Source organism: Enterococcus sp. DIV0421, assembly GCF_051713745.1.
Lineage (GTDB): Bacteria > Bacillota > Bacilli > Lactobacillales > Enterococcaceae > Enterococcus_D > Enterococcus_D casseliflavus.
In genome coordinates this window covers 1,352,228-1,365,885 of the sequence record NZ_JBIOQM010000002.1, presented here as the reverse complement: position 1 = coordinate 1,365,885, position 13,658 = coordinate 1,352,228, and the positions used below count along the sequence as shown (strand labels likewise).

The following is a 13,658-nucleotide window of genomic DNA, read 5'->3' as shown; positions in this document are numbered from 1 at the left end:
GTTATGCTCAAAAAATTAAAACGAATGGAGAAATATGACTTAATTACAAATATCATTGTAATAATAATTGCATTGCTGTTTATACTACCACTTATATGGTTAATAATAAACACCTTTAAAACATCTAGTCAAATTTATCAGATGCCGCCAAGTATTTTTCCTGAGAAATGGTATACAGGAAATCTTGAAGAGCTATTTAATGGGCAACCTACATTTAAATGGATTTTAAATAGTTTGATTGTATCAGTATTAACAGCGTTCTTCAGTCTAGTAGTTTCCTCATTGGCAGCCTATGGTTTTGCAAAACTACAATTTAAAGGTCAGACTGTGTTACTGTTATTGGTTATTTCTTCAATCATGATTCCTAAAGAAACTTTTGTAGTACCGCTGTTTAGTGTAATTGAAGGGTTGGGATGGATTGACACGTATCAATCTATGATTGTTCCTAACTTAGCAACAGGATTTGGAACTTTTATGTTATATTCTTATTTTAAAGATATACCAGAGTCTATCAGAGAATCTGCAAAAATTGATGGAGCCAATGAATGGACAGTATTTTATAAACTTATGCTGCCGATTGTTAAACCAGGTCTGTGCGCTTTGTTCATTTTAAATCTTGTAAGCACTTGGAACGATTATCTCTGGCAATTATTGATGGCTAGAAGTAAAGAAATGAAGACTTTACCAATTGGTATTGCTAGTTTACAGCAAGATCTTAATCCAAATATTGGTTTACGTGTAGCAGGAGCAGCAATTGCAGCACTTCCAATGGTTATAATCTTTTTTATGTTCCAACGTTACTTTATAAAAGGCTCAACTAATGGTGCTGTAAAAGAATAGACTTATATTTTTCAAATAAAATTACTAAAGGAGAATATCAAATGAAGAGAATCTTATTATTATGTGCTACTGTCATTGCAGCTACAACGTTGGCAGCTTGTGGCGGAGGAAATTCTGCTAAGTCAGATGATAAAAATAAACAGGAGGCTACTGAACTTGATGTTTGGTTGAGTCCTCAATGGAAAGGTGTTATTTCGCCAGAAGAAGAAGGAGCAGATTATGACAGTTTCTTTAAAAAAGCTGCTGAAATGTATAATGAAAAACATCCAGATGTAAAAATTAATGTTGAGGTTATTCCAGGTGAAGAACGGGACAGTAAGCTGAGTGTAGCGACTCAAACGAACTCATTACCGGATATTTTCTTTGACTCTTCTTTTACGATGATGAACTATGCGCATCAAGGATTGGTATCTTCACTTGATGATATTATCGATAACAAAACTAAATCTGATGTTCTAGAAAATGTTTGGGATAATATAAAAGTTAACGATAAAACTTATTTTTATCCATTTGCTCAATATCCAGGTATGTTAGTTTATAATACTAAAATGTTTGAAGATGCAGGTTTAGAAGACTTCATTGGTGGCGAAAATGAGATTGCTACGTGGAGTGTTGATGATTTTCAAACAATTTTAACTACCCTTAAAGAGAAAAATTCTAAAGTTACTCCACTTGGTTTCTATGCTAAAAGTAATCAAGGGGATACTTGGACAATGATGTATCTTCGGATGATGGGGAGCCCATTTTTTGACGAAAAAGGAATGATTTCTGTTAACGATAAAAATGGTGTTGAAGCACTAAGTATGATTGAAGATTGGAACAAAAAGGGTTTGATTACTAGCGGTGCTGAGTCTGTTACAAGTAATGATGTAAGTGCAATGTTTCAAAATCAACAAACTGCTATTAGTTTTATTAATCCAGTACTTTATAATGGGATGATAAGTGAGATGGATAAAGGAACTCTCGATAAATTTGATATCCGCTTGGCAAATATTCCTGGAATCAATGGGCCTCAATCATTTACTTATGTATTAGGATCTGCAGTTTTTAATACCAATGGAGAAAAACGAGAAGAGTTGGCTAAAGATTTTGTGAAATTTTATTCTGAAAATGAAGAATTGTTGAAAGCGAGTATGAACTATTTGCCAGTTCGTAAATCTGTGATCGAACAAGCAGATAATCCATTATTAAATAGTTATGTAGAAAATGATAAGTATGTTGTTAATTTTTCCAACAATACTCCAAGTTATGGTGAAGTACGTAATGTTTTCTTCCCTGAAATCCAATCAGTTTTGATTGGCGATAAAACTCCACAAGAGGCTTTAGATTCTTTTGCGAAAAATGCTAATAATATTATTGAAAAAGCTAAAAAACAGTCGAAAATTCTTGAAGATTAGAAAAGCTACTTTCTAATTGTTTTGATAGACTAGATTGTCTAGTCTATCAAAACATATTTGTTTCTTTATTTAGTGATACAGAAAGAGGGGAACTTAATGAAAAACAAAGAAAAATATAAAGGTGTAATTCCAGCATTTTACGCGTGCTATGATGGATTTGGTGAGATTAATCCAGAAGGTATTCGTCAATTGACTCAATATTTTGTAGATAAAGGCGTTAAAGGTTTATATGTTAATGGTTCTTCAGGGGAGTGTATCTATCAAAGTGTTGCAGATAGAAAACTTGTTTTGGAAGAAGTGATGGCTGTGGCTCGGGGAAAACTAACTGTTATTTCTCATGTTGCTTGCAACAATACTAAGGACAGTATTGAATTAGCTATTCATGCTGAAAATCTCGAAGTTGATGCCATTGCTGCAATTCCACCAATTTATTTTCGTTTATCGGAATCTGCTATAGAAAAATATTGGAATGATATTTCAAATGCCGCACCAAATACTGACTTTATAATTTACAACATACCTCAATTGGCGGGGGTTTCTCTAACACCTCAACTCTATCGAGCAATGTTAAAAAATAAGCGTGTTATTGGTGTGAAAAATTCCTCAATGCCTGTTCAGGATATAGAGATTTTTTCTTCAATTGCAGGTAATCATCATATTGTTTTTAATGGTCCAGATGAACAGTTTTTAGCTGGACGTATAATGGGAGCCGAAGGAGGGATTGGAGGAACTTATGGTGTTATGCCAGAACTTTTTTTGAAATTAGATGAACTGATTGCGGATAAAAATTTTGAGAAGGCGAAAGAACTTCAATATGTTATTAATTCTATTATTGCAAAACTTTGCTCTGGTAGAGGGCACATGTATGCAATTATAAAGGGTGTTTTAGCTGTTAATGAAGGACTTAATTTAGGTTCAGTGCGCTTACCTCTTAGTCCTTTGGTAGAACAGGATAAAGAACTGGTCGAAGAGATTGCAAAACTTATTCGTGTTACTAAGAAGTGTTTTTGCTAGGAGGTCATCATGGAATACTATTTAGCTGTTGATATTGGTGGTACTGCTATAAAATATGGACTGATTGATAATGAAGGCATTTTTTTTGAGCGTCATGAGATAGATACGGAGGCTCATTTGGGTGGGGAAGCTATTCTAGATAAGATATATCAATTGGTAAAGAAATATATAAATGTGATAGAAATCAAAGGTATCGCAATTTCTTCTGCAGGTATGATTGATCCAGTCAAAGGGGAAATCCTTTATTCAGGTCCTCAAATTCCTAATTATGCTGGTATTCAGTTCAAGTCATTACTAGAAGAAAAATTTCATATTCCATGTGAAATTGAAAATGATGTAAACTGTGCTGGTCTTGCTGAGAGTATTTCTGGCGCCAGTAAAGGAAGTAAACTTTCATTTTGTTTGACTATAGGAACAGGGATTGGTGGTTGTCTAATACAAAATAATAAAATTTTTCACGGATCATCTTATTCAGCTTGTGAAGTAGGTTATATCCCGTTACCAGGTGGTGCCTTCCAAGATATTGCTTCAACAACAGCTTTAGTTAAGCTAGTTACTGAATTAACTGGAGATAAAAGTTCTGAATGGAACGGTCATAGAATTTTTTTAGAAGCAAAAGAAGGAAATGCTTTGTGTCGTTCGGCAATTTCTAAAATAGTTGAAAATTTAACAGTAGGTATTGCAAGTATTTGTTATATAGTTAATCCAGAAATAGTAGTTTTAGGTGGAGGCATCATGGCGCAAGAAGATTATTTAAGACCAGAGATAGAAATATCTCTTAAAAATTTACTAGTTTCAAATATTGCTGAAAAGACGAAAATTGCTTTTGCTCATCATAAAAATGATGCCGGAATGTTAGGTGCATATTACCATTTTAGAAGTAAGCATTAAAAGGAATATATTAATATGATTTTTATGAATTACTTGATAAGATTTACAGAAAGGATTTGGAAATGTTTTTACTAATTGTATAAGCATTTTTGTGGTGAGTAAACATGAGAGATACTATGAGTTTAATTGATATGCAGACATATAATGGACGTAATGAGGTTCCCTTAGATTTTGATGTGTTTTGGGATGAGCTTCTTTTGGATACAGTTTTACCGGAATATACATTACTTGAAAAGAATTTCGGATTACAATCAGTGAATTGCTATGAACTCAGATTTCTATCTCCAAAAGGATCAACTGTCTTTGCAAAATCTATTTTTCCTAAACAAACCAAGCCTTGTCCTGTAGTATTTTATTTTCATGGTTATCAAGGTAACAGCCCAGACTGGACAGAAGGATTAAAATATACAGCTGAAGGTGTAGGAGTAGTTTTTATGGATGTGCCTGGACAAGCAGGTCAATCACAAGAGGTTGGTAATTATTCAGGTATTATGGTTAAAGGACAAGTTATCCGTGGCATGTTGGAGGGACCAAAGCATCTTTTTTTTACAGATGTTTACCGTTCGATTGTTCAGTTAATTAATATTGTTTCAAAATTTGATTGGGTTAATAGTAAGGAGCTCTATACTTATGGAGCTTCTCAAGGTGGAGCATTATCACTAGTAGCTTCAGCTTTATCAAACCAGATTAGTAAAACAGTAGCATTTTATCCATTTCTATCAGATTTTAAGCGAATTTTAGAATTAGGACTGACAACAGAGCCTTACAATGAACTTTTTCGATATTTTAGGAATTCCGATCCATTTCATGAGACTGAAAAATCAGTGCTAGAAACACTTGATTATATTGATGTGAAAAATTTTGCTCATAGAATTACTAGTCCTGTTCTTTTTGTAACAGGATTAGAGGATGATATATGTCCTCCTTCAACTCAATTTGCTATTTATAATCGATTGAAAACTGAAAAATTTCATTATATCTTACCAGATTATGGGCATGAATTTTTACATGTTCAAGCTGATGATTTAGTTTATGACTTCCTAATAGGCAGTAAAGTATTAGAAGGGTAAATGATAATTTAATAAGTAAAAGTAAGAAAGTGAGGCAGACTGAAGTTCTGTCTCACTTGTTGTTCTTCTACTTTATAATTTAGACTGGATTAACAATATATAAAGCAACTTATCAATAACTACATAGATAATTTTAAAACATCTAAATTATCTTCTAAAATAACGCTTGTGATTGTTAGGGAGGAATATATTGTTGAATTGTAGATAGTTTCGGCTGAAGATATTTTTGGTTTTCTTGATTCAATTCTGAATTACAAACGAAAATTTATAAACAAACTTGTTAAGTGAATAAAAACTGAAGTATTATCAGATAAGAATCACTGAATGCGGCCAAAACATTAATCGCGAACTTTATGTTTTTAGAGTCTTAATTTTTGTTAATATGTAGTATACTAGTTTCATAAACTTAAAGAAGAAGGGTTCGTTTTTTTTATTCCACTGCTTTAAAACTAATTCTAGTTTATTTTTAGCATGTATTGAGACAGTTTGATATCTTATGAGGATGATATAGACATGTTATATGGACAGACGATAAATAATAGAAGTTAAAATTTTTTTCATTTCGTAAAAATAGTTTTTTGGGATTGCAAAACAGATTGTTAAATATATGTTATAAATATATGTTTGAGATAAAAATGAAATGTTAATTATATAGTAAAATAGTAAATGAAATTATAGATTATAAATTAGAAAACTAATATGTATAGGTAATATGCCTTATCATTAATATGGTTTAAGAACGATACTCTTTAATTCCAAATATTTATTTATACTATACAAGAAAAGATAGTAAAAGCTACAATATATACTAAATATTGAAATAAAGAAATGGTGAAAATAATGCAAAGACCAGTCAATTTAATTTTAAAAATTCAAACACAGTATAACCAATTTACAAAGGCCGAAAAAAAAATCGCTGATTATGTTTTAAGCTATAAAGAAAATATAATTTATATGTCTATTACCGAACTAGCAAATGTTTGTGCTGTTGGGGAAACTAGTGTATATCGTTTTTGCCGTACTATGGAATTTGGAGGCTACCAAGAATTTAAAATGGAGCTTTCGCTTTATTTGGCCTCGAATAGGACAGAAAATATAGAGAAAGAAAATCAAGAGTTTAGGATTGAAAAGGAAAGAATGAAGCGTCAAATTGATGCTGTTGAAGAAACTTATCAATTATTAGATATGAGATCTATTATTCGAGTAGTTGAAATGATGGAAGAAGCAAATTCGATTTTCTTTTTTGGAGTGGGAGGGAGTGCTCAAACAGCTCAAGATTTTTGGAGTAAATTTTTAAGAATCACTTCAAAAGTAAGGATCATTCAAGACGCTCATTTACAAGCTATGGCAACATCACTGTTAACAGAAAAAGATTTAGTTTTTTTAGTTTCTTATTCTGGAGCAACAAAAGATATAGTTAATATCGCTGATATTGCAAAAGGAGTTAATGCTCATGTAGTAGGAATTACAAGATATCAGAAGTCGCCTTTAACAAAATATACAGATGAAATTTTACTATGCGGTAGTAAAGAATCTCCTCTGGAGGGAGGTTCTCTAACTGTTAAAACTAGTCAAATTTATTTGTTAGACTTACTTTATACAATTTATTATAAAAGAAATAAAGAGTCTAGTATAAAAAATCAGCATAAAAGTTCTCAAGCCGTTGTAGACAAGTTATTTTAACATGATTAAGCATAGCCGTTATTTTATTGAACGGAGAAAAATTATATTTAGTAAATTTGTACTGTCGGTATAATAAAATTTGATATATAAAGCAAATTTATTCTAGTATGTTATCATTTGAGTGATTGTTTTTTTGTAATGACTTCGTAAATTGGAGGATTTTGCAGATTATCACTAAAATTTTCATTTGTTATTTTTGGAATTATATTAAATAAGTAATTCTATCTTGAAAGTCTTAGCATAATAGATGAAAAAAGATATGTGTCTTTTTGAGATGAACAAGCAACTTCAATCGTTGTAGTTTATTAAAAAAGGGTGGGTTTTATCGGGCTTATAAAGGGTTTTTGATAATTAGATTTATACAAATTCTTGAAGCTAGATAAAAATTATAATTTTCGAAAGACGGCTTTTTTTGGTAAAATACAGGTTTAAATTTAAACTGAAAATCGTTCAAGATTATCTTTAAGGAAAGAAGGATTAGGATATTTAGAAAAAAACATGGAGTGAGATCCAAAAAATGAAACACAAATGGAGCAATTCTTATCGGATATATGGAGAAGAAGGGTCCTTGTACAATCGAAAAAGTAAAGACATTTTGTATTAAATTCACGATAGATGCGATAGAGAGATACTAAGAGTGTAATCTATCCTATTCCATACTATCCTATCGTGAAGTGTCTAAGCATCTAGGGACAGCCCATCCCGTATTAGTATGAAATTCGATGGAATTTTTTGCTCTTCGACACTTAGTATTGGTAGAGAGATCCCGCTGAAAATTGTCTCTTTGTCAATAAGGATTGATGAGTTGTGTAAAATCAAATCTGGGTCAGAATGAACCTCATTCTGGCTCAGATTTTTTTGTCTAGAATACTTAGTGTTCAGAAGGATTGGATGGGCTCTCAAAAACGAAATAATCTTCTTCCATTTTTTCTAAGAAATAAGATAAACTGACTCCTAAAGGACATAAGTGCATCAAGGAATTGAAAAACATGTGCGTTCACTTCAGATTGATGAAGCTGCCAAAACAGAAAAAACACCAAAGATAAACGAATAAGAAAATCTCTGAGAATTCTTAGATAAGACAGAACTGGAATGCACAAAATATGTTGCCATTTGTGAAAAGAAGCTATATCTTGATTCATTTTTAGAATTGGAACTCAGCGTAAATTTTGTCTGTCAGAATTGGACCTTAAGATATATATATATTGGAATAGATGTTGCCAAATATAAACATGATTTAGCGATCATTGAAACAGAAAAATGATTTTTGTTCTTCATCTTCACATTAAAAGCATCCGTGAAGGATTTACAAAACTTCTAATGATGCCTGCTCGGAAACTATGAACAGAGCTTGATATATAATGTCTAAGCACCTAGCCACTGATGATTGAGTTGAAGTGATTAAACCGACATACAGCTAGATTAAAAGAAATTTATAGTCGAAAAAGATAAACTTCACAAGCATTTTATATATTCTCATTCCAGAACTGTCACCTTTTTTGGGGGATTCTACTACGAGACAACAATCCTATTTGTACGAAACTTTGAAAGAATATACTTATGCTAAAATCTCAAGAAATACATACTTAACAAAGGTGAACAATCTCATTTTCATACATTTTAAAGGGCACTTGGAAAGGAATAGGAAATCAAATTCGAAACGTTAACACAAGCATCTATTGGTCCAGAGTCTCCCACGTTAGAATTTGAACTCCTTCATAATCCATTGATGCCATTCAGTACCTTGCAGTGATATGAGACGAAGCAGGTTAGGAAGTGTTATTGTTTGATAGGCTTATAACAGAAATTCAGAAAGTTTGTATGTTTTCTTGCACTAATACACTGGATAAGAATTGATCTTAAACAAAATATCGAAAAAAGAAATACTTGCTGTATTTTTTTTAATTTATTTATAATTTTCTTATCCGATTTATAAGGAGTATATTATTTTCATTATATATGCTAATGGATATTTTGGGGCATATATGCAAATATTTTAACTTCTATTTTTTATAAGAAAAACCATAGAGTCACCTTTTGAAAATTAAAAATATAGATTCCTTCTCACTATTTTATAAAGTATTAATATTTAATTTATTAATATGATAACTATATTTAGGTTAAAGTCTTTTTATATAAAAAAAAAAAAAAAAAAAAAAAGGAGGATTCTATTTAGCTTTTTTTGCTTGTTATTAATATCATCTTTTTTTAGTTACTTTAATATATTATGAGATAAATTAACTTCTTGTTTTAAATATAATAATTTTAAAGGTAAATATCTTACTAATTGAATAACTTTTAAGTAGTCAGATTAAATCAAAACTTTTTAAGTTTGACTAATGTATTTAATTATTAAACAGTTATTCAATTAACTTTTTTTTGGATGATTTATACAATTTAATACACGAAATTAGAGGTTGTAGGTATTGAAAATACATAATGTAAACATTTATAATATTAGCGTTCAAATTATATTACTTAGGTTTGAATTTTTAGTGATGAAGAGAAATGCTTTTTATTGTTTTCTGGGTAATTAGGTATTTATAAAGGAGTGTAAAAAGATATTCTTGACATATTAGCAAATGTTTTAGTATAAAATAAATTTATTGTTAGGTAATTCTAATTGCAATCGCTAGGTCTTCTGAAGTAGATTATATTAAATACAAATAATATAATTTGCAAAAAAATCAAAAAAACGTTTTTTTTAATATGATAAGAAAGGTTGAATGATATGAAAAAAATATTTTTAATAGGAGTATTAATTATTGCAGCTTTATCCAGATGTCAAGTGGAAATAAATAGAAATGATTCTCCAGGAGCTAGTATTGGAATAACGACTAGTAGTGACTCCTATTCAAAGTACGATCCAAATACAAAAAAACATCCTATGGATACTAGTGAGAATCAAAAAGTAGGCACGAGTGTAATGATTCCTGAAAATCCATTATTTTTAGAAATGCTAAAAAAATTCCAAACGAGTTATCCTAATGCGGTGCTTACAAAATTTGAATGGACTTCTACTAGCAATAGGATTGAAATTGAAGGGGAAGATCAGAAAAAAGAATATTATCTTTTATTGGATCAAAATGCTAAGGTTATAAGTGATTCAAGTGAGATTAATGATGATCCATTTTGGGAAGAAGATAAAATAGAATTTTCAGAGATCATTTCATTATCAGATGCAATTAAAATTGCACAGACAGAAGTAAACAGTACCGTACTCTCAGCGGAACTAAGTAAGGATGACGGACAAACACATTGGGAAGTAAAATTTCATCAAGGAAATGAAGTTGTTCTTCATGCGTCAACAGGAGAGATACTTGTTTCAGAATTTGATGATTAATAAAAAGTCAAGTTGAGAATGATATATAATACGTTTTTCGGGAAATTTTATTGTAATATAATTGATACAGAAATTTTTTGTTCAAATTCTAGTGAGAAATTCAGATCTGTTTTATTATTTTTTTACTTAATGTCGTTAAAATATTCGAATTTTTTCGTAGTCTAAATTTGTTTTTTATTGGATTAGAAAATTGTAAGTTTGTTATTTAATGTAAAAAATGGAATATAAAATATATTAGGATGATTTTGAATGAATGAAAAAAAAATTTTTTTGGGAAATTAATAATATAACTTTATTCATTGAGACTGAGAGGATAAATAATAACAATAATTCTAAAATAAATAAAATATGATTATCTCATTATAAAAGAGATAAACAAATTGTGTAGTAAAGCTAAAAAGATGATTATGGAAGTTAATAATAAAAACTTTAAATATGTTATTCGAACTCTTATTGAAATAGATGCTAAAATTACAAATTGTTTGTTTTTTTTTTAATTCATAATGAATACTTAGACTATGAAACAATTGATAGTATTATAGAGGAAGATTGTATGGAGGATTATTATGTAGATTTATCGTGTAAGGAAAAATTAAATGAGTTTAAACTAGTGTATTTTACTAATTCTGTTTAACAATAATAATTTTAGGGTATTTAGTGTTGGCTTTGTCAATAAGGACTGATGAGTTGTGCAAAATCAAATCTGGGTCAGAATGAACCACATTCTGGCTCAGATTTTTTGTTATCTTACTTTAATTAATTGATTGATCAAAAAGATTCTAATTCTCATGTTCTCGAATGATTTAAATCCGTAGAATACTCGTTTCATTGTCTTTATGTGGGTATTCTTCGCTTCTATTTTTCCATTGGAATAAGGATCGATCATTGCGTTGGTGATGCCTTCTTCATGGGTCAGAAGGTTTTGAAGCTTCTCCCGAAAGCTGTCATCTAACGTTTCGGGAAGTTCTGCCAATAAGGAGAAAAATAAGTCAGGGTCTTTGTCTCGAAAGGCTTCAACTAATTCATGAAAAAAGGGATACGCCTTCTTTAGGGGCGGAGAAAACTCAAGCAATCGATCAATCATCATTGCTTCAGTAAGAAATGGGTATTTTGGTGCTCGGAAACTTTTCCATGTTTTGTATTCATAATGGTTGATGTTTGCACGATTTTTTAGCAAAAAGCGCTAGTTCTTTTTCAGTTTTTCTGCCTGGCTTTTCTGTCCGGCTTTACGAAGTTCATTCATTTCACGGATACGTAACTCATTGAACGCTTGATTCATGTGTTTGACAATATGAAACCGATCAATCACTACTTTCGCATTTGGCAGAACACGTTTGGTGAGCTGGAAGTAGGCGGCGTTCATGTCTGTCACCAAGAATTCTACTTCTTCCGGATTGGTACAACCTAAGAAATAGCTTGTTAATCGGGGGAATTTACGCGTAGGCAAAACATCTATTGATTTTCCTGTTTCGCCATCTGCGCAAATAAAGCTCATTTTATCTTCTATGGAAGCATGCGAACGAAATTCATCAACCATCACTACTCTTGGGAGAATCTTCTTAGATTGTTTTGGTAAATAGCTTTTAAACTCTTTCAATGTACGAATAACCGGTGGTCAAAGATACCTGACAGCTTTTCGCAATAAAAGATAAAGATACTTTTTCAGTCAGTAAAGAAGCAATTTTATATCTCACATGATCTGCAATTGAATGTCTGGGTTGGACAAAATAACTTTGAGTCGTCCAATGGGTTCGGCAGTTTTTACAGGTATAGCGCTGCTTTTTTAGGCGCATAACCAAAGGCATATGATTGTATTGTTCAAAACGGACAATCGTTTCCTTCTTCCCATTTTTCACTATAATTGCTTTCCCGTTTCTATCTACCACAGTAGAACCACAACTTCTACAAGCACGCGGAGCAGGCGAGAGAACAGCATCGACGACCAACGTCTTTTTCTTCTGAAGGGTCTCGTAAGAGACCTCTGTAATCATCAAATCTTTCTCTATTATTCTCAGCATTTTTTTGGTAGAATCATTCATATAGCATATCGTCCTCTCAGTTTGTTTATTTTTTCGTGATTTAATGGTTCTACAATATTTAGTGTTGGTGGAAAATCTACGGATTTTCTACTGACACTTTTTTTGTAAAAAAAGATAGAAAAAGAGATAGCCTAACTGGTAGAATTTAGTCGTCTAAAATAAAACCAAACCAAGAAAGGATATCTCCATGGATCATTGTACTAGAAAATTGTTAGGTTTAACAGATGAAAATTTATTCTTCGAAGAAGAATGGTTAGAGACTATAGAAGAAGAGGGGGTTCGCACCAATATTATCCATGCCAAACTTAGCTATATACCAAGCCATTGCCGTAAATGTGGTATCAACAATGAAGGACAAATCATCAAGAATGGCTCACATAAAACAAAAGTCCAACTTTTGCCTTATCGAGGAACAAAAACAGAATTACGCTTGTTGCGTAAACGCTTTTACTTTAAAGAATGTCAGTCGACATTCAATGCTCAGACAAACTGGGTGGATGAAAACTGCTATCTTTCAAAGAATTTAAAGGTTCAAATTGCCTTGGAACTGGCGAAGAATACAATAAGAAAAGAAATTGCCGATCGCTGCTTTGTCTCTGATGTAACCGTTCTGCGTGTCCTACACACCTGCTTAAAAACGTATCATCCTCGTTTTGATACGTTCCCTTCGGTCCTTTGTGTTGATGCGTTCAAATCAATGAAGTCCTGCAGCGAAAAAATGAGTTTTGTTTTTATGAATGGGCAGCCCCAGCAATTACTCGGTGTATTGGAGAATCGACGCCTGGCATTCTTAAAACCATATTTCCTTAAATTCACTAGAAAAGCACGAGCGAACGTGAAATACGTCGTGATGGATATGAATGCCCCTTATTTTGAACTTGTAAAAGCGGTCTTCCCAAACGCCAAAATCGTGACTGATCGCTTTCACATTGTCCAACAAATCACTCGTGCGTTAAATCAGTTGCGAATCAAAACAATGAACAACTTTCAAAAAACGGAACCGACAAAGTATCGACGATTGAAGCGATTCTGGAAATTACTCCTTAAGCATGCTTATGATCTGGATAGTTCCAATTATCAATAGGATCGATCCTTTCGTAGACCAATGACGCAAAAAGCGATCGTCGATGAACTTTTGAGTTATGACGAGCAATTAACAAGGGCTTACGAGACTTGTCAGCTCCTTGTATATTTAAATCAGTCAGTTAAATATACTTTCCTTTCATTAGTATTGGTATACTGACTATAAGCGCTGTGGATTAGTATTAGCTCCAACAGCTCCATTTGGATGACTGGTTCGAGGAGGCTCTAACCACAACTCTTTGTCAGATTGTTAATAAGTTTGTTAGCGTATGACAGGACTGTAACGCTTAATTTTGCA

7 protein-coding genes and 2 pseudogenes are annotated in these 13,658 nt (G+C 31.8%); 8 read left to right on the top strand and 1 reads right to left on the bottom strand.

All coding sequences use genetic code 11. The features are described 5' to 3' along the window. Nucleotides 1–3: 3 nt before the first annotated feature. The 7 genes from IGI96_RS17610 to IGI96_RS17580 all read left to right on the top strand — a co-directional run bounded on the left by IGI96_RS17610 (nucleotide 4) and on the right by IGI96_RS17580 (nucleotide 10,238). Complete coding sequence (locus IGI96_RS17610; RefSeq protein WP_438785407.1) at nucleotides 4–840, top strand: carbohydrate ABC transporter permease; 837 nt, start codon at nucleotides 4–6, stop codon at nucleotides 838–840. A 41-nt stretch (nucleotides 841–881) separates the two neighbouring features. Then, nucleotides 882–2,237, top strand: coding sequence for an ABC transporter substrate-binding protein (locus IGI96_RS17605; protein WP_438785406.1), 1,356 nt, complete (start codon nucleotides 882–884; stop codon nucleotides 2,235–2,237). 96 nt (nucleotides 2,238–2,333) lie between these two features. Beyond that, the gene (locus IGI96_RS17600) at nucleotides 2,334–3,251 is read left to right on the top strand and encodes a dihydrodipicolinate synthase family protein (RefSeq protein WP_438785405.1); all 918 of its coding nucleotides are present in this window, start codon (nucleotides 2,334–2,336) and stop codon (nucleotides 3,249–3,251) included. A gap of 9 nt (nucleotides 3,252–3,260) precedes the next feature. Further along, nucleotides 3,261–4,142 carry an ROK family protein gene (locus tag IGI96_RS17595; protein ID WP_438785404.1) on the top strand — a complete coding sequence of 294 codons (882 nt, stop codon included), beginning with the start codon at nucleotides 3,261–3,263 and terminating at the stop codon, nucleotides 4,140–4,142. A gap of 104 nt (nucleotides 4,143–4,246) precedes the next feature. Then, on the top strand, nucleotides 4,247–5,212 hold the full coding sequence (locus IGI96_RS17590) for an acetylxylan esterase (protein ID WP_438785403.1): 966 nt from the start codon (nucleotides 4,247–4,249) through the stop codon (nucleotides 5,210–5,212). Between the two features lie 840 nt (nucleotides 5,213–6,052). Continuing rightward, nucleotides 6,053–6,895 (top strand): MurR/RpiR family transcriptional regulator, encoded by an 843-nt coding sequence (locus IGI96_RS17585; RefSeq protein ID WP_438785402.1) that lies wholly within the window; start codon nucleotides 6,053–6,055, stop codon nucleotides 6,893–6,895. A 2,731-nt stretch (nucleotides 6,896–9,626) separates the two neighbouring features. Next, nucleotides 9,627–10,238 carry a PepSY domain-containing protein gene (locus tag IGI96_RS17580; RefSeq protein WP_438785401.1) on the top strand — a complete coding sequence of 204 codons (612 nt, stop codon included), beginning with the start codon at nucleotides 9,627–9,629 and terminating at the stop codon, nucleotides 10,236–10,238. Between the two features lie 742 nt (nucleotides 10,239–10,980). On the opposite strand, the pseudogene IGI96_RS17575 reads toward IGI96_RS17580, so the two are convergent. Further along, nucleotides 10,981–12,277 (bottom strand): annotated as a pseudogene (locus IGI96_RS17575) (ISL3 family transposase). 187 nt (nucleotides 12,278–12,464) lie between these two features. On the opposite strand from IGI96_RS17575, the pseudogene IGI96_RS17570 reads away from it, so the two are divergent. Then, nucleotides 12,465–13,469, top strand: a pseudogene (locus tag IGI96_RS17570) (ISL3 family transposase); the annotation flags it as partial. Nucleotides 13,470–13,658 lie beyond the last annotated feature (189 nt).